Origin of the sequence: Pseudomonas sp. NPDC090233 (genome assembly GCF_044772285.1) — a bacterium.
Taxonomy (GTDB): domain Bacteria; phylum Pseudomonadota; class Gammaproteobacteria; order Pseudomonadales; family Pseudomonadaceae; genus Aquipseudomonas.
Genome location: NZ_JBIVYQ010000007.1, coordinates 176,863 through 195,652 on the forward strand (window position 1 = coordinate 176,863; position 18,790 = coordinate 195,652).

The 18,790-nt window shown below is 60.8% G+C and carries 15 protein-coding genes; 8 read left to right on the forward strand and 7 right to left on the reverse strand.

Translation table 11 applies throughout. The annotated features are described in order from the left end of the window. Positions 1-287 precede the first annotated feature (287 nt). The 4 genes from secA (at position 288) to ACIQUF_RS20610 (ending at position 5,957) form a co-directional block, all read left to right on the forward strand. Positions 288-3,023 (forward strand): preprotein translocase subunit SecA, encoded by a 2,736-nt coding sequence (gene secA, locus ACIQUF_RS20595; protein WP_403134843.1) that lies wholly within the window; start codon positions 288-290, stop codon positions 3,021-3,023. 88 nt (positions 3,024-3,111) lie between these two features. Beyond that, positions 3,112-4,329: a bifunctional glutamate N-acetyltransferase/amino-acid acetyltransferase ArgJ gene (argJ, locus tag ACIQUF_RS20600; protein WP_403134847.1), complete on the forward strand. Its 1,218-nt coding sequence runs from the start codon at positions 3,112-3,114 to the stop codon at positions 4,327-4,329. A 54-nt stretch (positions 4,330-4,383) separates the two neighbouring features. Continuing rightward, a complete protein-coding gene (locus ACIQUF_RS20605; protein WP_403134849.1) occupies positions 4,384-5,016 on the forward strand; it encodes a glutathione S-transferase family protein in 633 nt (210 codons plus the stop codon). Further along, entirely contained in the window at positions 5,013-5,957 is a 945-nt protein-coding gene (locus tag ACIQUF_RS20610; RefSeq protein WP_403134851.1) for a Nudix family hydrolase, read from the forward strand. The genes ACIQUF_RS20605 and ACIQUF_RS20610 overlap by 4 nt, the downstream gene beginning before the upstream one ends. A gap of 60 nt (positions 5,958-6,017) precedes the next feature. On the opposite strand, the gene ACIQUF_RS20615 is transcribed toward ACIQUF_RS20610, so the two are convergent. The 5 genes from ACIQUF_RS20615 to ACIQUF_RS20635 form a co-directional block, all read right to left on the reverse strand. Then, positions 6,018-6,863 (reverse strand): hypothetical protein, encoded by an 846-nt coding sequence (locus tag ACIQUF_RS20615; RefSeq protein ID WP_403134854.1) that lies wholly within the window; start codon positions 6,861-6,863, stop codon positions 6,018-6,020. Then, entirely contained in the window at positions 6,860-8,953 is a 2,094-nt protein-coding gene (locus tag ACIQUF_RS20620; protein ID WP_403134856.1) for a T6SS effector BTH_I2691 family protein, read from the reverse strand. The genes ACIQUF_RS20615 and ACIQUF_RS20620 overlap by 4 nt, the downstream gene beginning before the upstream one ends. Before the next feature lie 125 nt (positions 8,954-9,078). Beyond that, entirely contained in the window at positions 9,079-9,654 is a 576-nt protein-coding gene (locus ACIQUF_RS20625; RefSeq protein WP_403134859.1) for a cob(I)yrinic acid a,c-diamide adenosyltransferase, read from the reverse strand. Between the two features lies 1 nt (position 9,655). Then, positions 9,656-11,686, reverse strand: a complete 2,031-nt coding sequence (locus ACIQUF_RS20630; RefSeq protein ID WP_403134860.1) for an ATP-binding protein — start codon at positions 11,684-11,686, stop codon at positions 9,656-9,658. A 37-nt stretch (positions 11,687-11,723) separates the two neighbouring features. Next, a complete protein-coding gene (locus tag ACIQUF_RS20635) occupies positions 11,724-12,641 on the reverse strand; it encodes a putative 2-dehydropantoate 2-reductase (protein WP_403134862.1) in 918 nt (305 codons plus the stop codon). 102 nt (positions 12,642-12,743) lie between these two features. Between ACIQUF_RS20635 and ACIQUF_RS20640 the strand changes: the two genes are divergently transcribed. The 3 genes from ACIQUF_RS20640 to ACIQUF_RS20650 all read left to right on the forward strand — a co-directional run bounded on the left by ACIQUF_RS20640 (position 12,744) and on the right by ACIQUF_RS20650 (position 15,553). Continuing rightward, positions 12,744-13,229, forward strand: a complete 486-nt coding sequence (locus tag ACIQUF_RS20640) for a YajQ family cyclic di-GMP-binding protein (RefSeq protein WP_400800036.1) — start codon at positions 12,744-12,746, stop codon at positions 13,227-13,229. A gap of 113 nt (positions 13,230-13,342) precedes the next feature. After that, positions 13,343-14,185, forward strand: a complete 843-nt coding sequence (locus ACIQUF_RS20645; protein ID WP_403134865.1) for a mechanosensitive ion channel family protein — start codon at positions 13,343-13,345, stop codon at positions 14,183-14,185. A 123-nt stretch (positions 14,186-14,308) separates the two neighbouring features. Continuing rightward, the gene (locus ACIQUF_RS20650) at positions 14,309-15,553 is read left to right on the forward strand and encodes an MFS transporter (RefSeq protein WP_403134867.1); all 1,245 of its coding nucleotides are present in this window, start codon (positions 14,309-14,311) and stop codon (positions 15,551-15,553) included. 70 nt (positions 15,554-15,623) lie between these two features. Here ACIQUF_RS20650 and ACIQUF_RS20655 read toward each other — a convergent pair whose 3' ends face one another. Together ACIQUF_RS20655 and ACIQUF_RS20660 are read right to left on the reverse strand one after the other, a co-directional pair. Beyond that, positions 15,624-17,171 (reverse strand): AmpG family muropeptide MFS transporter, encoded by a 1,548-nt coding sequence (locus ACIQUF_RS20655; protein ID WP_403134870.1) that lies wholly within the window; start codon positions 17,169-17,171, stop codon positions 15,624-15,626. A 43-nt stretch (positions 17,172-17,214) separates the two neighbouring features. Then, a complete protein-coding gene (locus tag ACIQUF_RS20660; RefSeq protein WP_403134872.1) occupies positions 17,215-17,568 on the reverse strand; it encodes an MGMT family protein in 354 nt (117 codons plus the stop codon). A 151-nt stretch (positions 17,569-17,719) separates the two neighbouring features. Here ACIQUF_RS20660 and ACIQUF_RS20665 point away from each other — a divergent pair, with 151 nt between their 5' ends. Further along, positions 17,720-18,730 (forward strand): DUF481 domain-containing protein, encoded by a 1,011-nt coding sequence (locus tag ACIQUF_RS20665; RefSeq protein ID WP_403134874.1) that lies wholly within the window; start codon positions 17,720-17,722, stop codon positions 18,728-18,730. Positions 18,731-18,790 lie beyond the last annotated feature (60 nt).

An 18,790-nucleotide genomic window follows, 5' to 3' on the forward strand; every position in this document is an offset into this window, starting at 1 on the left:
TACAAGATCGGCAGTCTAGCATCTCTAGCGCTCTTGCCGGCCTCTTCGCGGGGCAAGCACTGACAAGACTCATTCTCGATACGTTTCATCATGCTCTGGGTTGAACTCGGGGAAAATGCCCCAATCATACAAACGCCCCCACCCAAGCGCTGTGCCAGCATCGTGGCAATCGACCACTTTCCTCACCATCGTTTCCGGGTAGAATGCTCGTTCGCATGCGGCCTCAGGGCTGCACGGGCGACTCATGGGGCCGCCCTCCATCCCTACGTGTGGAAGATCCTGCCGATATGTTTGCGCCTTTGTTAAAGAAACTTTTTGGAAGCAAGAATGAGCGTGAAGTCAAACGCATGCTCAAGACGGTGGCTATCGTCAATGCCTTCGAAGAGAAAATGGTCGCCCTCTCCGATGAGCAACTGCGCGCCAAGACCGCAGAGTTCAAGGAGCGCCTGGCCAAAGGCGAGACACTGGACCAGCTGCTGCCCGAAGCCTTCGCCGTGGCCCGTGAGGCCGGCAAGCGCGTAATGGGCATGCGCCACTTCGACGTGCAGCTGATCGGCGGCATGACCCTGCACGAGGGCATGATCGCAGAAATGCGTACCGGTGAAGGCAAGACCTTGGTCGGTACCCTGGCCGTCTACCTCAATGCCTTGTCCGGCAAAGGCGTGCACGTGGTCACCGTCAACGACTACCTGGCCCGCCGTGACGCCAACTGGATGCGCCCGCTGTACGAATTCCTCGGCCTGTCCGTGGGCATCGTCTCGGCCTTCCAGCCGCCGGAAGAAAAACGCGCCGCGTATGCGTCCGACATCACCTACGGCACCAACAACGAATTCGGTTTCGATTACCTGCGCGACAACATGGCGTTCAGCCAGGAAGAGAAGTTCCAGCGTGAACTCAACTTCTCGGTCATCGACGAAGTCGACTCGATCCTCATCGACGAAGCGCGTACCCCGCTGATCATCTCTGGCCAGGCCGAAGACAGCTCCAAGCTGTACATCGAGATCAACCGCCTGATCCCGCGCCTGACCCAGCACATCGAAGAAGTCGAAGGCCAGGTCACCCAGGAAGGCCACTTCACCATCGACGAGAAGAGCCGCCAGGTCGAGCTCAACGAAGCCGGTCACCAGTTCATCGAAGAGATGCTCACCCAGGCAGGCTTGCTGGCCGAGGGCGAGAGCCTTTACTCGGCGCACAACCTGGGCCTGCTGACCCACGTTTACGCCGGCCTGCGTGCGCACAAACTGTTCCACCGCAACGTCGAGTACATCGTTCAGGAAGGCCAGGTCCTGCTGATCGACGAACACACCGGCCGTACCATGCCCGGCCGTCGCCTGTCCGAAGGCCTGCACCAGGCCATCGAAGCGAAAGAGAACCTGAACATCCAGGCCGAGAGCCAGACCCTGGCTTCGACCACCTTCCAGAACTACTTCCGTCTGTACACCAAACTGTCCGGCATGACCGGTACCGCCGACACCGAAGCGTTCGAGTTCCAGTCGATCTACGGCCTCAACGTGATGGTCATCCCGCCGAACAAGCCACTGGCGCGTAAGGACTTCAACGACCTGGTGTACCTGACCGCCGACGAGAAGTACGCCGCGATCATCGCTGACATCAAGGAAAGCATGACTCAAGGTCGTCCGATCCTGGTGGGTACGGCGACCATCGAAACCTCCGAGCACATGTCGAACCTGCTGCAGAAAGAAGGGATCGACCACAAGGTACTGAACGCCAAGTACCACGAAAAAGAAGCCGAGATCATCGCGCAAGCCGGTGCCCCGGGCGCGCTGACCATCGCCACCAACATGGCCGGCCGTGGTACCGACATCCTCCTGGGCGGCAACTGGGAAGCCGAAGTGGCTGCCCTGGAAAACCCAAGCGCCGAGCAGATCGCCCAGATCAAAGCTGACTGGCAGAAGCGTCACCAGCAGGTGATTCAAGCCGGCGGCCTGCACGTGATCGCTTCCGAGCGCCACGAATCGCGCCGTATCGACAACCAGCTGCGTGGCCGATCCGGCCGTCAGGGCGACCCGGGCTCCAGCCGCTTCTACCTGTCGCTGGAAGACAGCCTGATGCGTATCTTCGCCTCCGACCGGGTGAAGAACTTCATGAAAGCCCTGGGCATGCAGTCCGGTGAAGCCATCGAGCACCGCATGGTCACCAACGCCATCGAAAAGGCCCAGCGCAAGGTCGAAGGCCGCAACTTCGACATTCGTAAGCAGCTGCTCGAATACGATGACGTGGCCAACGAACAGCGCAAGGTGATCTACCACATGCGCAACAGCCTGCTGGCTGCCGAGAACATCGGTGACACCATCGAGGAGTTCCGCAAGGAAGTGCTCGATGCCACCATCAGCCAGCACATTCCGCCACAGTCTCTGCCCGAGCAGTGGGATGTGGCTGGGCTGGAAGCCGCGCTGTCCAGCGACTTCGCCATGAAGCTGCCGATCCAGCAGTGGCTCGACGAGGACGATCACCTCTATGAGGAGACCCTGCGCGAGCGCCTGTTGAAGGAAATCACCGAGGCCTACACCGAGAAGGAAGACCAGGCCGGTATCGACGCCCTGCGCACCTTCGAGAAGCAGATCCTGCTGCGTGTGCTGGACGACCTGTGGAAAGATCACCTGTCGACCATGGACCACCTGCGTCACGGCATTCACCTGCGTGGTTATGCGCAGAAGAACCCGAAGCAGGAGTACAAGCGCGAATCCTTCAGCCTGTTCCAGGAGCTGCTCGAATCGATCAAGCGCGACACCATCCGCGTGCTGTCGCACGTTCAGGTACGCCGCGAAGACCCGATCGAAGAAGAAGCTCGCCTGCGCCGCGAAGCCGAAGAGCTGGCCAGCCGCATGCAGTTCCAGCATGCCCCGGCGCCAGGTCTTGAAAGCGAGCAGCTGAGCGAAGAGGGCGCCGAAGTGGCCGTGGCCGCTGCCCCGGTACGCAACGACCAGAAGCTCGGCCGCAACGAGCCGTGCTGGTGTGGTTCGGGCAAGAAATTCAAGCATTGCCATGGTCAGATCGAGTGATCTGAGCTGATTGTTGTATCGTGACAAACCTGGGGGCCGCATTGCGGCCCCCTTTTTCCATATTCACCGATTTTCTAGGAGCGCTCTAATGGCTGTTGGTCTTGGTCCTTTGCCCACCCTGCACCCGGTTCCGGGTTTTGAACTCGGCATCGCTTCTGCCGGCATCAAGCGCCCAGGGCGCAAGGATGTAGTGGTCATGCGCTGCGCCGAAGGGTCCAGCGTGGCTGGCGTGTTCACCCTCAATGCGTTCTGCGCCGCCCCGGTGATCCTGTCCAAGCAACGCGTTCAGGGCACCGTGCGCTACCTGCTGACCAACACCGGCAATGCCAATGCCGGCACCGGCGCGCCAGGCCTGGCCGCCGCCGAGCGCACCTGCGCCAAGCTGGCCGAGCTGACCGGCGTCCCTGCCGAAGCGGTGCTGCCATTCTCCACCGGCGTGATCGGTGAGCCGCTGCCCGTCGAGAAGATCGAAGGCGCCCTGCAGGCCGCGCTGGACGACCTGTCGGAAAACAACTGGGCCGAAGCCGCCACTGGCATCATGACCACCGACACCCTGCCCAAGGGCGCCAGCCGCCAGTTCCAGCACGAGGGCGTGACCGTCACCGTGACCGGTATCAGCAAAGGCGCGGGCATGATTCGCCCGAACATGGCCACCATGCTCGGCTACATCGCCACCGACGCCAAGGTCGCCCCCCAGGTGCTCAAGGACCTGATGCTCGACGGTGCCAACAAGTCGTTCAACCGCATCACCATCGATGGCGACACCTCGACCAACGACTGCTGCATGCTGATCGCCACCGGCAAGGCCGACCTGCCGGAAGTCACCGAAGCCAGCGGCGCGCTGTTCGAAGCGCTGAAAAAGGCCGTATTCGAAGTGTGCATGGAAGTGGCCCAGGCCATCGTCCGTGATGGCGAAGGCGCCACCAAGTTCGTCACCGTGCAGGTCAATGGCGGTGGCAATCATCAGGAATGCCTGGACGTCGGTTACGCTGTCGCCCACTCGCCGCTGATCAAGACCGCGCTGTTCGCTTCCGACCCGAACTGGGGCCGTATCCTGGCTGCCGTGGGCCGTGCTGGCGTACCGGAGCTGGATGTCAGCCTGATCGACGTGTACCTCGACAACGTCTGCATCGCCAGCCAAGGCGGCCGCAGCCCCACCTACACCGAAGCGCAAGGTTCGGCGGTGATGGCTCAGGAAGAGATCACCATCCGTATCGAACTGGGCCGCGGCCAGTGCAGCGAAACCATCTGGACCACCGACCTGTCCCACGAGTACGTGAAGATCAACGCCGAATACCGTACCTGATTTCATAATGGGGCTGCATAGCAGCCCCAAATTTCAGAAACATGGAGCCGACCCATGAGCTATCACCTGATCATCGGCGACAAGCTGTATTCTTCCTGGTCGCTGCGCGGCGCCCTGGCCCTTGAACTGGCCGGCGTACCCTACGAAGAAACCCTGATCAAACTCCGCCAGCCCGACACCCGCCAACGCATCCTCGCATTCTCCTCAACCGGCAAGGTGCCGCTGCTCAAGACCGAGCACGGTGTGATCGCCGATTCCCTGGCCATCGCCGAATACCTCAACGAACGCCACCCCGAAGCCCAGCTGTGGCCGGCTGACGTAGCCGCCCGGGCCCAAGCGCGCTCTGCGTGCGCCCAGATGCACAGTGGCTTTTCCGCCCTGCGCGAGGCAATGCCGTTCGACCTGTCGCGCGATGCAGCACTGGAAAGCATCCCGCTGGACGTGCAGGTGGACATCGACCGCATCGTCGCGCTGTGGTCTGAATGTCGTCTGGTGGCCAAGGACAGCGGGCCGTTCCTGTTCGGCAAACCAACCCTGGCCGATGCCTTCTTCGCCCCGGTGGCCGTGCGTCTGCGCAGTTACCGGGTGGAGGTGCCAGCGGAGGCGGCCACTTATATCGAGACCATTTACCAGTGGCCAGCCTTCCAGGCCTGGCAGCAAGCTGGCCTGGCGGAGCGTGTAGGGTGAAACGGATTCATGTAGCAGCAGCGGTCATTCGCGGTAACGATGGCCGCATCCTCATTGCCCGACGTGCTGACAGCCAGCACCAGGGCGGTTTGTGGGAATTCCCTGGCGGCAAGGTGGAAGAGGGCGAAAGCGTCGAAGCGGCGCTGGCCCGAGAGCTTCGCGAGGAGCTGGGTATCGACGTGACCCGTTCGCGGGCGCTGATCAAGGTCAGCCATGACTACCCGGATAAACAGGTGTTGCTGGATGTCCGCGAGGTCCTGGCTTTCACTGGCGAACCCCACGGCGCTGAAGGCCAGCCGCTCGCCTGGGTTACGCCACGGGAGTTGGCGCAATACGAATTCCCCGAGGCCAACAAGCCGATCGTGGCTGCGGCGCGCCTGCCGGACCAGTACCTGATTACCCCGGATGGCCTGGAAGTGCCGGAGATGCTCAAAGGCATTCAAAAGGCGGTGGCCAGCGGTATTCGCCTGATCCAGCTACGTGCCCCGGACATGTACGACCCCAAATACCGTGACGTTGCGGTGGATGCGGTGGGCCTGTGTGGCGGCAAGGCGCAGCTGATGCTGAAGGGGCCGCTGGAGTGGCTGGGTGACTTCCCGTCCGCTGGTTGGCACCTGACAGCTGCGCAATTGCGCAAATACGCAGCCAAGGGCCGGCCATTCCCGAAAAAGCGGTGGCTGGCGGCCTCCTGTCATAACGCTGAAGAGCTGGCGCTGGCCGAGCAGATGGGCGTGGATTTCGTCACCTTGTCACCGGTGCAGGCGACTCAGACGCATCCTGAGGCCGTACCGCTGGGATGGGATGAGGCGCAGCGGTTGATTGCAGGCTTCAGCCATCCGGTGTTCTTGCTGGGTGGGGTAGGGCCGGATGAGCGTGAGCGGGCCTGGGAAGCTGGGGCGCAGGGCGTTGCCGGGATTCGTGCGTTCTGGCCTGAGGCCTGACTAGCTCATTAGCCTGACAGCGGCGCTGGGCTGTCAGGCTTTCGTTGCAAGTGGTGATTTTCAAACCGGTGGGGGTGGACTCTTGACCTTGAACATCCAGCAAGTCGCGCACCAGCACAGCGCTACAAACATGTTGTAAGGGAAGAGCACCAGCCAGAGCGGCAGCATCCAGTTTTTCTTGCCCTGCATTTCACCGGGCTCGCCGGTGCGCCAGGGGGCGTAATGACGCCATGCCTGTTTCGGTGTCAGGCAAATCGTGTTCAGTGGGATGAGCCACCAGTTTGGCTCTCCGGGTGGGGGCAGTTTATCGGGGCCCTTGTTCATGAACTGGTAGATGTATTCCCACAATTCCTGTGCATAGACCGGGTCGCACTCAGTGGGCTCGTTGGTAGGGAACCAGATTGCGTCCGTTGGCTTGATCTTGCCATTTTCAGGGCGTTGGGCGATTGCCAGGGCATAGCTGATGCTGAAGGCACTGCCGCTGAACTCGGTTTTTTGAAGGAAGCCGCCTATGCATTTATTCCAATTCCATGTTGTGGTTTTTTTGCTTCCCATGATTATTATGGTTTTGGTTGTACGGTCAAAATAGAAGTGGGAGAGCCTTTTGATAAGAAAAAGTCGATACCAAAGAAAAGGTGTTGCAAAAAATGGTGCAATAATCGTTCCTGCTGCGAGAGGGGCGTGGAAAGTTTCAGGTTGCCATATATGTGAGTCATGCCAAAGGTAGATTTGTAGAATGATAAGGAAGAATGTTGACGCTGCATACATTTTTCCCATCAACACAGAATCTGGAATCCAAGGGTTGCGTAAGCAAAGAAATTTATCGGTTAATTTCACCAGTTGATCGTTAATGGCAGGTGAGATCGATGGGTTCGGTTTGTTTGGGAATATCCAGTCAATGTTCATGAATGGGCGCTCAGTGTTAGAGTCGCGGACGCGATGTTCTCTTCATTGATACCTGCTCTAGGATGGTATTCAATTGTTAAGCTCAGCGAGCTTCCTGGTGGAAGATTTGTCTTGAAGTTTAGAATTAGTCCTGTTGAGATTAATGTGCAGTTGGGTGTCCAGGTTAGAAGGCTAGTGCTTTTTGTAAGAGCTTCTATTAGAGTGGTTTTCGATGACCATGTGCTCTGGCCTAGTACAAAGCCACGCAAGAAAATTGTCATTTCTCCCAGGCTCGCTGTGTACTCGATTCCAGTTTGTACGATGGTTCCCCAGTCGGGATGTGCCCAACGTGAAATGTTTTGAATGCGGCTGCCAAAATTTGGTAACTGCAGTTCTTTCGCCTGTTCGTTAGTGATTTTCAATGGAGTGTAGTAGGTGGAGTACCATTTCTTGATTTCTTCAGTAATGGAGTCGAATCTAGGAAGCTTTCTAAACAAGTCAAGCTTAATGTCTTGACGCTCTTCACCGTCATTTTGACGTGTTCCGAATACACTGCGTGCTGCCCATAGCTCCAGCGGACTATGGAGGCGTTCAGTAGCTTTGGCTTGCAAAAATAACCCAGCTGCAAGAAGGGTAGCACCCAGTGCAACGATGACAACTGCGCCCCAGCCGGCAAACGGAATCACAATTGTTGGGCCTATAATTGCAAGCGTACCCTCCAAAATTGCCGCTGATCCGATTGAAATTGTTATTCCTGAGATTGCGGTGAAGCCGCCAGCGGTATCGTCTCCATTGTTTGATTGTCTTAGGCCTTTGAATATGTCAGAAGCAAGTCCGAATAGAATGGGCGGGTAGCCCGTCAGGCGCGCGAAAAGGTTACTGCTCATAAACTTATCCCATTGCCGAAGGCCATGCCCGGCGCCGAACTCGTAAGTTTTACTGCTACCGCCTTCTGCGCCGCTCGGACGGTGACGAGGGTTGTACTCAATGAGCCGATAACGCCAAATATGGCTGAAGCAAAAGCTGTCGTATATTCCGGAGCCTGACTCCGAGTAGTGCTCGTTAGTCAGGGCTTCGTAGCGTGCCAAGCCTATCGATTGATCGCTATTTGCCGCGCGTACGCTTGCCTCGTACTCCACATCCGGCGCGTTGGCTGGGTAGAGCGTATGCAGGGTTTTTTCCAGCAATGCGGCCACGATGCTCTTGTGGTGGTAGTCTTTGCTTTGCTTGCAGATGCGCTCCACATCGTATCGGTAACAAACGGGCACCTTCTCCTGGCTCTCTGGCGGGCCGCCGAACGCATGGCGGCTTGGGTCGGGTGCGGCGGGGTCGCGCATGGCGTGCTGATAGGCATTGGCCGACAGCCCCAGGTCCATCGAGATGCCTTCAGCGTCGTACAGTGCGATAACAGCAGGGATGCGCGGTTGTGTGGCGGGGTAATGACGCGCCATGCTGGCTAGAGTGCCGCAGGGCATTATTTCCGGGCATGGGTGGCTGCTCCAGTCCAGGCTCATGCGCAGCGCATCGGGCTTGAAGTCCTCGACCCAGCTTCGCAGGGCGCTGACAGGCAGCACATGGGCCTGGCGGGAGTTTGTTGGCTCGCCGGCAATAAGCTCAGGAATGTCCAGCGCCTGCATATGGCGTCGGCGTACCGCCGCAGAAGCCATGATCCGGGCAGTCATCGCGTTGCTCCACAAATGGGAGCTGTAGCCGATCCACACTTCACCGGCGGTGTCCTGATAGGTATCAGCCCAGACCCAACCTGAGGATGCGCCGCTGATGTACCTGTCCCGTCGGTGGTACTGCTCCAGGCCGTTGTAGCGGAGTTCTTTGTAGCGCCCCGCGCCGTCATGTTCGTGGATGACCAACTTCTCGCCGCAAGGGCCTGCCATGTAGACATACACATACCCGGCGCGCAGGGCGCGAAGGGTGTAGGCGCTTTGATGCAGTGCGGGGAAGCCCTGCTCCAGGGCGAAGCCGGCGTCGGCATATCGAAAGTAAGGCGCGTCGACTGCCTTGGGCACTACGGCGTAGCGAATGGGCAGAATGGGAATGCGAGCGCTGCAGGCAGGGCGGGAGACAGCACGGGAAACCGTGTTGCTATTCGGCATGAGTGGCTCCTTGTCCCGTTACCACCTTGGTTAAGGGTGGTAACTCTGGTATGAGACAAAGAGCTTAAAGTTGGCGTCGCGAATAATCTCCAGTGAAAAGGCTTATAAAGCCGTAGGAAAATTCGCTATTTGCTTTGATCGTCAGGTTTCGCACACGGCTGCCAAAGTACTTCAGGCACAGCTTGCCGCCGCCCGATGACCCGCGCCGCCACGAACAGCAGATCCGAAAGCCGGTTGATATAAGCCAGCCCAACGCCCTCCAGCGGCTCAACGGCATTCAGTTGCTGACAACGCCGCTCCGCACTGCGCGCCAGGCTGCGACACACATGCGCCTGGGCGATCAGCGCCGAGCCACTGGGCAAAATGAAGTTCTTCAGCGGCCCCAACTCTTCGTTCCACACATCGATGGCAGCCTCCAGGCGTTCTACTTCACTGAGGTTCAACGCCTGGTAACTCGGCATCGCCAGCTCGCCACCCAGGTCGAACAAGCGGTGCTGGCAAGGCGCGAGCACCTCACTCACCTCATCCAGTCCCTGCTCGGCCAGGCCCGCCAGCAGCAGTCCGAGTTGGCTGTTGAGGCTGTCCACCTCGCCAATCGCTTCGATCCGCGGATGGTCCTTGGGCACTCTGCGCCCGTCGCCCAGGCCGGTTTCGCCCTTGTCGCCGGTGCGGGTGTAGATTTTCGACAGGCGATAGCCCATGTCAGGTCTCCGTGTGAGTCGGCGCCGTGGTTGCCGGCTGGCCGAGGGGCAGGCGCAGGGTGAAGCAGGTGCCCTGGCCGGGCGTGGACTGCACTTCCATCTGCCCCTTGTGGTTGTTGGTGATGATGAAGTACGAAACCGACAGCCCAAGGCCGGTGCCCTGGCCGATTTCCTTGGTGGTGAAGAACGGTTCGAAGGTGCGTTTGCGCACCGCTTCGGGCATGCCGACGCCGTTATCCTCGACCTGGATTTCCGCCCACGGCGGGCTGAGCCGGGTGCGCAGGGTGATGCGCCCGGGTTCGCTGTTCGGCGGCCGCTGGTGAATGGCCTGGGCGGCGTTTTTCAGCAGGTTCAGCAGCACTTGTTCCAGCTCGTTGGCGGTGCACGGCACCGGGCCGAGGTTGGGGTCGAACTGGCGGACGATGGCCTGGCCCTTGAAATCGAAACCGATGGCCAGGTCGAAGTCGTTGCCGGCGATCTCTACGGCCTGGTCGATCAAGGCGGGGAGGTCGCAAGGGACCAGTTGGCGATTGCTGCGGCGGCTGAAGCTGAGCATGTGGGTGACGATCTTGGCGGCCCGAGCGCCGGCTTGCTGGATGCCATCGAGCAGTTGCGGTACCTCGCGGCTTTCCAGGTAACGGTTGACCAGCGGCAGCTCGATGCCCAGCTCGCTGGCCTGTTCCTGGTTGCGCGGCAGCTCTGGCGAAAGGCGTCGGCGAATATTCTGCACGTTGTGCAGGATCGCCCCCAGCGGGTTGTTGATCTCGTGCGCCATGCCGGCGGCGAGGCCGCCCACCGAGAGCATTTTTTCCGATTGGACCATCATTTCTTCCAGCGACAGGCGTTGGGTGATGTCGTCGATACGAATGACCACGCCACGGCCGCCGCCGCCCATAAGCGGATAGAAGGTCAGGGCGTAATGGCGCGGCTCGTCGTCCTTGGGCCAGGTGACCCGCTCGATTTTCGCCACGCGGTGTTTTTCCACCGTTTCCTTGAGTTGGGGCAGGAACGGCTTGAGCGGCTCGAAGGCGATGAAGATTGGCTGGTTCAGCGCCTCATCCAGTGGTGTGCCGGAGAGTACCGTGGCTTCGTGGTTCCACTGGGTCACATAGAGCTGTTCATCGAGTGCGATCAGTGCCGAGGGCATGGAATCGATGATGCTGTTCAGGTAATTCTGAAAGCCGGTGAGCTTTTTCTCGATCTTGCTGCGCACCTGGACTTCCAGCTCCAGCTTGCGGTTGGTGTGGCGGGTTTCCTCTGCCAGCCCCTGGGCCTGGTCGTACGCGTCCTGGAACTCGTCGCGGGTGCGCTTGAGCTGCTGTTCGCGCGCCTCGATGCGCGAGAGCATGGTGTTGAAGGCATTGGCCAGGCTGCCGATTTCGTCGTCGTTGCCACGTTTTGCACGCAACGCGTAACTTTCTTCACGGGTAACCTGGCGGCTGAGTTCTTCGAGCTGGTTGATCGGCTGGGTAATCAGGCGCTTGATCTGCCGGGCGATGACCAGCCATAGCAGGATGCTGAACACCAGGATCGCCAGGCTGGCGCTGAGCGTGCCGGTGTAGAAGGCCATGGGCAGTTCGCTGCTGGCCACCAGCAGCAGGTGCGCGGGCGGGCTGGCCTCGCGGGGGATGCGGATCAGCTGGGTGCTGCGAAACTCCATCAACCGCCAGCCATCGATGTTGCGGTAACGCTTGGGCAAGGCCAGTGGCTCGCCATGTTGCAGCTGGGCCAGCAGACGCCCATCGCCTCCGTAGACGGCAGCGGCGCGCAGCGGGGTGTAGCTGTCCAGTTCCTTGAGCAGCGCCGTGGCGGTGTCTGGATTGTCACCAGCGCGGGCGGCCAGTTGCGGGTTGGCGACCAGCCGGCCGATGGTCTGCAGTGCCTGCGGCGCCATGCTCTCCTGGGTGATCCAGTAGGCGGCGCTGATGAAGGTCAGGTTGGCCACCAACAGGATGGTCACCAGCAGCACCAGCAGGGCCGCCAGCAGCTTCTGCCCGACCGGGAGGTTTTCCAGGCGTTGGCGCAAGGTCATGGGCAAGGCAATGTCCGTATCCGGTTGAAAGGGCGCGTCAGGCGCAGGGCAAACCGCGCTTACGCAGGTTATCGACCAGGCGCTGGTGCAGGCGTTCCAGCTGTGGCAGCGCCATGCCGTGGCGGGCTGCGGCGCGGCAGGCGTGGCCCAGCAGGTAATGCACCTCGGTGCGCCGGCCAGCGCGGACGTCCTGATACATGGAAGAGTAGTTGGCTGAGGTGGCGAGGATCACCCGTTGCACTTCTTCGTCGAGGTTTTCCGCGGCCTCGGGCTGCCCGCAGCGGTGCAGCAACTGGGCCAGCTCTGCGCTCAAACCGTCGACTTCGCTCAGGTGTGCCAGCAAGCCGCCGTTGTGGCAGTCGTGCAGCACGGTCAGCGGGTTGATCGCGCAATTGAGCGCCAGTTTTCGCCACAGGCGGGTGAGGATGTCCACGGTCCATTCGGCGGGGATGCCGGCATCGTGCAGGTCGTCGAACCATTCCGGAGCGCCTGGGTTGGCCGGGTCGCCCAGCCAGTTGAAGCCGTGGCCGGCAAAGCGCACCCGCCAATCGTCCTCGCGAAATGCGCCTTCGGTGCTGGAGGCAAAGATGCAGCGGGTGTGCGGGACCTGGTCGGCGACTTCATCCTGGCTGCCCAGGCCATTTTGCAGCAGCACGATCTCGGCACCGTCCGCCAGGCGTGGCGCCAGGCGGGCGATGGCGGGCGCGGCGTCATAGGCTTTGCAGGCCACCAGCAGGCGGTGCACCGGCCCACTGGACTCGGCGGTTTCAGCCGGGATTGCGTAATGCGTCGCCTGGTCCTGTTCGACCAGCGTCAGGCCACCGGCCTGTTCGTAAGCCTGCAAGCGTTGCCGATCGCGCAGGATCAGCTGTACCGCCTTGCCCGCCCGTGCCAGGCGGCAGGCCCAAAGGCTGCCGAGGCTACCGGCGCCGAGAATATGCCAGGTGCTGCTCATCTGCGTTTCGCAACCCGTTATAATGAGCCCGCATTTTAACCTTCTAACCCCGACGCGCTCCATCTTCAGACTGAGCGCGCTTTCATTTTATGGAGAACAACCATGCCTTCGTTCGACGTGGTATCGGAACTGGACAAGCACGAAGTGCAGAACGCTGTCGAAAACGCCATCAAGGAGCTCGACCGTCGTTACGACCTCAAGGGCAAGGGTAGCTTCGAGTTCAAGGACAAGGAGCAGACCGTGATGCTGACCGCCGAGGCCGAGTTCCAGCTCGAAGCGATGGTCGAGATCCTGCGCCTGGCGCTGGTCAAGCGCAAGATCGACGTCAAATGCCTGGAAGTCAAAGACGCCTACGCCTCGGGCAAGGAAATGAAGCAGGAAGCCAAGTTCCGCGAAGGCATCGACAAGGAGCTGGCGAAGAAGATCGTCGCCCATATCAAGGACGCCAAGCTCAAGGTCCAGGCCGCCATTCAGGGCGAGCAGGTGCGTGTTACTGGCAAGAAACGCGATGACCTGCAAGAGGCGATTGCTGCATTGCGTGCCAAGGAATTCGACATGCCGCTGCAGTTCAACAACTTCCGCGACTGATCGCCGCTGTGGCGGAACCCTGGTGGCGCAGTGATGTCCATGGGGGCCATGGCCGCTGAATCGCTGGCGGCCTGCTTTACTGTGTATTTGCCGTTCGGCATCAGGAGATAAATATGGATTTGAACGCTGAAGTCGATCAGCTGGTCCGCCAGTCGCAGACCTGGATCCCCTTGATCATGGAATACGGCAGCCGTGTGCTGCTGGCACTGCTGACCCTGGCGGTCGGCTGGTGGATCGTCAACAAGGTCAGCGCACGCCTGGGCAAGCTGATCGGCCTGCGTAACGCCGACCTGGCGCTGCAGGGCTTCATCAGCACCCTGGCCAATATCGTACTGAAGGTCCTGCTGCTGGTCAGCGTGGCGTCGATGATCGGCATCGAGACCACCTCCTTCGTCGCCGCCATTGGTGCCGCCGGCCTGGCCATCGGCCTGGCCTTGCAGGGCAGCCTGGCGAACTTTGCCGGTGGCGTGCTGATCCTGATGTTCCGCCCGTTCCGCATCGGTGACTGGATCGAGGCGCAGGGTGTCAGCGGTACCGTCGACAGCATCCAGATTTTCCACACGGTGCTGCGTACCGGTGACAACAAGACGGTGATCATGCCCAACGGCAGCCTGTCCAACGGCATCATCACCAACACTAACCGTCAGCCGACACGCAAGGTGGTGTTCGATGTCGGTGTGGATTACGAGGCCGACCTGCAGAAGGCGCGCAACGTACTGCTGGAATTGGCGCAAGACCCTCGCGTGCTGGCCGACCCGGCGCCGGTGGCAGTGGTCTCGACGTTGGGCGACAGCTCGATCACTGTGTCGCTGCGCCTGTGGACCAAAACGGCCGATTACTGGGACGTGATGTTCATGCTCAACGAGCAGGCGCGTGACCGTCTGAAGGCCGAAGGGATCGACATTCCATTTCCACAGCGGGTGATCCGTGTGGTGCAGGAAACCGCAGCGCAGTAACGCTGCCGAGGATCCAGGGCCGCATTCGCGGCCCTTTTTTTCGCCTATTACACTTGTTCACAGCCAATCGCCGTCATTTCTGGCATATAGCCTGACCCCACCTGCCTCTACCCGAACGCCATCATGAAACCACTGCTGTACATCACCCCCCTCAGAGCCTTGCTGTTCGGCCTGACCCTGGCCCTGTTCGAGCTGCTGACCTACCTGGCCAGCGACGCCGTAATGCCGGCCATGCCCGTGGTCGTCGACCACCTGAACGCCAGCCCGGAATATATCCCCCATGCGCTCAATCTGTACCTGCTTGGTGGTGTGGTGCTGCAGTGGCTGATCGGCCCGCTGGCTGATCGCTACGGTCGCCGGCCGCTGCTGTTGACCGGTTGTGCGCTCTTCGGGGTGGCTTGTCTGGCCACTTACTGGGTGCAGGATATCGGCCTGTTCAACCTGCTGCGTCTTCTACAAGGCATCGGTCTGGGTTTCGTGGTGACGGTCAGCTATCCGGCGTTGAATGAGGCATTCAGTGAGGCAGACGCAGTTAGGATGATGGCCTTGTTGGCCAATATCGCGTTGCTGTCGCCACTGCTCGGCCCGCTGGTGGGCACCTTGATGCTGCAATGGCTGGACTGGCGCTGGCTGTTCGTGGCGTTCGCTGTCGGCGCTGTGCTGGTGTGGGGGCTATTGTACCGCCTGATGCCCGAAACCCTTGGCGTGGAACGTCGCGATGGTTCGCGCTTGCCGTTCACGCCGATTCACCTGTTGCCGTTGCTCGCAGGCTACGGGCAACTATTGGCCAACCGCCGCTTCGTTGCCGGCAGCGCCGCGCTGGGCCTGGTGGGCCTGCCGTTGATTGGCTGGATCGGCCTGTCGCCGGTGTTGCTGATCCACGATGAGGGGCTGAGCACGATGGAGTATGCGTTGTGGCAGCTGCCGGTGTTTGGCGGGTTGATCCTCGGTAACCTGATCATCAACCGCATCGCTGATCGCTATCCGCTGCCGGCACTGGTGCGCGGAGCATTATGGCCATACTTGGCTGGGTTGTGCCTGATGGTGCTGGCGACCTGGTACTGGCCGACGGTGACCAGTGTGGTGGCTGGCATGTCGCTGTATGCGCTGGGGTTGGGCGTGGCCAACGCGGTGCTGTACCGCATGACGCTGTTCTCCAGCGAGCAGAGCAAGGGGCTGGTGTCGGCGATGCTGGGGATGATCACCATTGCCTTGTTGGGACTGGGTGGAGCGGTGATGGCGATGATCGGGGCTGGGGCGAGCTTGATGCACTTTGCGCTGGCGGCGGGTGTGGCGGGGGCATTGGCGCTTTGGCCGTTGTGGTTTGTGGTCGGTGGTCGGCCGGATGAAGGGGCTGTCGCTCAGTAATTTTCAGCGTTACTCATGGCCTCTTCGCGGGCTTGCCCGCGAAGAGGCCGGGACAGGCGATAGAGCTGTATCAGGGCTGCTCGGCCGCCGAATTCTCCACCGGTGCCGGTTTCCCTTTGCCTGCTTCCTGGCGCCAATGCAGCGCGATCAGGATCAATGTCGGCACGCCCAGCAGCGCGGTTATCAGGAAGAAATTGTGATAGCCGAACTTCTCCACCATCACCCCCGAATAACCCCCGATCAGGCGCGGTAGCAGCAGCATGATCGAGCTCAGCAGCGCATATTGCGTGGCCGAGAACTTCAGGTTGGTCAGGCTCGACAGGTACGCGACGAACGCCGAGGTGGCCAGGCCTGAACTGAAGTTGTCCAGCGAAATGGTCACCACCAGCATTTCGAGGTTCGGGCCCATGTCGGCCAGCATCAGGAACAGGATATTGGTCGCCGCCGAAGCCGCGCCGCCGATGAACAGGATCGGCAGGATGCCGAAGCGCACGATCAGCAAGCCACCGGCACCTGCGCCGACCAGGGTCATGATCAGGCCGAAGATCTTGCTGACGCTGGCGATCTGGTCCTTGGTGAAGCCCATGTCGATGTAGAACACGTTGGCCATCACGCCCATCACCGTGTCCGACATGCGATAGGTGGCGATCAGCCCGAGTAGCAGCAAAGCTTGCCAGCGGTAGCGGCTGATGAAGTCGTTGACCGGCGTCAGCACCGGCGCCAGGCCGCGACGGCCCATGCTCGACAGGCACGCCCAGGTCAGCAGTGCATAGAGGATCAGGCGCAGGAACGCGCGGTCGTCGAGCAGCAGGTCAAGCGGCGTGGCTTCGCCGAAGATGACACTGGCCCAATCGGTGTTGAACAGCTGAGTAAAGCTGGCCGGTACCGAAACCAGCAGGATGATCAGCACGAACACCGAAGCCAGTTGGTGAACCAGCCCATAGCGCGCCGCCGACAACTGGGTGCGCAAGGGCACCGGCGGCTCGCGCATCACCAGGGTGGTGAACAGCGCCGGCAGCATCATCACGCCGAACAGCACGTAGGTGCCCGCCCAGGCTTTGTGCAGGTAGCTGAAACCGGTGGAGCCGAACCATTCGGCGAAGAACAATGCACCAGCGGTAGCGAGCAGGGCAGCGACGCGATACCCGGCCATATAGCTGGCAGCCAGGGCAGCCTGGCGCTGATCGTCGGCGATCTCCAGGCGATAGGCATCGACGGCGATGTCCTGAGTGGCCGAGGCAAATGCCACCAGCACCGCCAGGGCGATCAGCCACGAAAGGTGCTGCTGCGGGTCGCACAGACTCATGCCAACCAGCCCGATCACCACCAGCGCTTGAGACAGCAGCAGCCACGAGCGGCGCCGACCCATGCCGCCGAGCAGCGGCAGCCGCCACTGGTCGAGCAGCGGCGACCAGACCCACTTGAAGGCGTACGCCAGGCCGATCAGGCTGGCATAACCAATGGTTTCGCGCGCCACGCCAGCTTCGCGCAGCCACACCGAAAGGGTCGAAAACACCAGCATGTAGGGCAAGCCGGCAGCAAAGCCCAGCAGCAAAAGCACCAAAGTAGACGGGCTGGCATAGGCAGCAAGCGCAGCGCGCCAGGTTTTACGGGGCATGGGCCAACATCTGCCTCAAGTTTGCGAAAACAAAACGCGCACTCTAACCGCTGTGCTCCATTGGGCGCCAGCCATGGCGCGACATATCCACACGATTATTGGTTACATTCACGCCCTCCGCACGCAAGCGTGCCCGTTGTTCATCGCCCGATGGTGTGCCCAGCGCAAGGCTCAGGCGCCCGCCGGCACCCAGTACTCGATGCCAGGGTAGGCGTGTATCCGCAGGCAACTGCCCCAAGGTTCGGCCTACCCAGCGCGCCGCCCGACCCAGGCCGGCCAGTTCGGCGAGTTGACCATAACTGACAACCTTTCCCTCTGGCACTTGGCCCAGAACCGAATACAGTGCCGTTCGTCGGGCCTCAGGCGTTTCCAGTGCGTGCTCGTATTCCTCAGACATTGCGCCAGCCTTGGCCTGAAGTGAAACCGGACGAGTGGTCGCGGTAAATGAGAGTTGAACTCAACGGCATGTCTGTCGGTCTGTCCTTGCTCTGGTCGTTGGTATCTGGATAATGCCCGGCTTTTTCGCTAATCGAACCCGTAGTCCGCTTATGCATTCTAGATCGTTGTTGTGCCTGTTGACCGCCTCCCTGTGCGCTGCCCCTGCGTTCGCCGACACCGTGTGGATGAAGAACGGTGACCGTCTGAGCGGCAAGATCCGCGTCTTCGACGGCGGCAAGCTGCTGCTGGAGACGCCTTACGGTGGCTCGATCTCGCTGGACTGGAAACAGGTCCAGACGCTGGAGAGCGACCAGGAACTGCTGGTCAAGCAGGATGCCTACAACGGTGAGCGCGCCAAGTCGTTGAAGGCCGCCGAGCCTGGCAAAGTGACCCTGGCCAATGGCGATGCGCCGAAGACCGTCGACCTGGCCAGCATCGAACAGATCATGAAGCCCAAGCCCGTGGTCGAGGACCTGGTGTGGAAAGGCAACGTCGACGTCGCGCTGGACTACAAGCGGGCCGAGAACGATACCGACGACTATGACGTCGGCTTCAAGACCACCGCGCGCCATGGCCGCTGGCGGCACAATGCCGAGGGCGAGTACAACCGCGAGACCAAGGACGAGGTCACCACCACCAACAACTGGAGCGCCGAGTACGCACTCGACCGCTTCATCACCGAGAAGTGGTTCTGGCAGGGGCGCCTGGAATACAAGCGCGACCAGATCGAAGACCTGGCCCGCCAGCGTACCGTGGGTACCGGCCCGGGTTACCAGTTCTGGGATGACGAGCTGGGCGCGTTCTCGCTGGGTACGTTGATCAACCGCACCGACTTCGAATACCGCGATGGCGCGAAGGACAACTTCTATGCGGCGGCGCTGAAATGGGATTACACCCGTTATCTGATCGGCAAGAACGTCCAACTGTTCACCAATGGCGAGTTCGCCAAGCCGCTGGGCGGCGTCGCCGACTACTCGCTGGATGCCGAAGTTGGGCTGCGCTACAAGGTCACCGAATGGGCCTCGCTCAACCTCAAGGCTGAAAAGGACATCATCACTGGCACGCGTGAGAGTGACCTGGACAAGACCCGTTACACCGCTGGGTTTGGTGTGACCTGGTAATTAGCCGGGCGCTGTGGCACTGGCGGGTGATAATGCTTATCTTGTCACCCATCCAGTCCG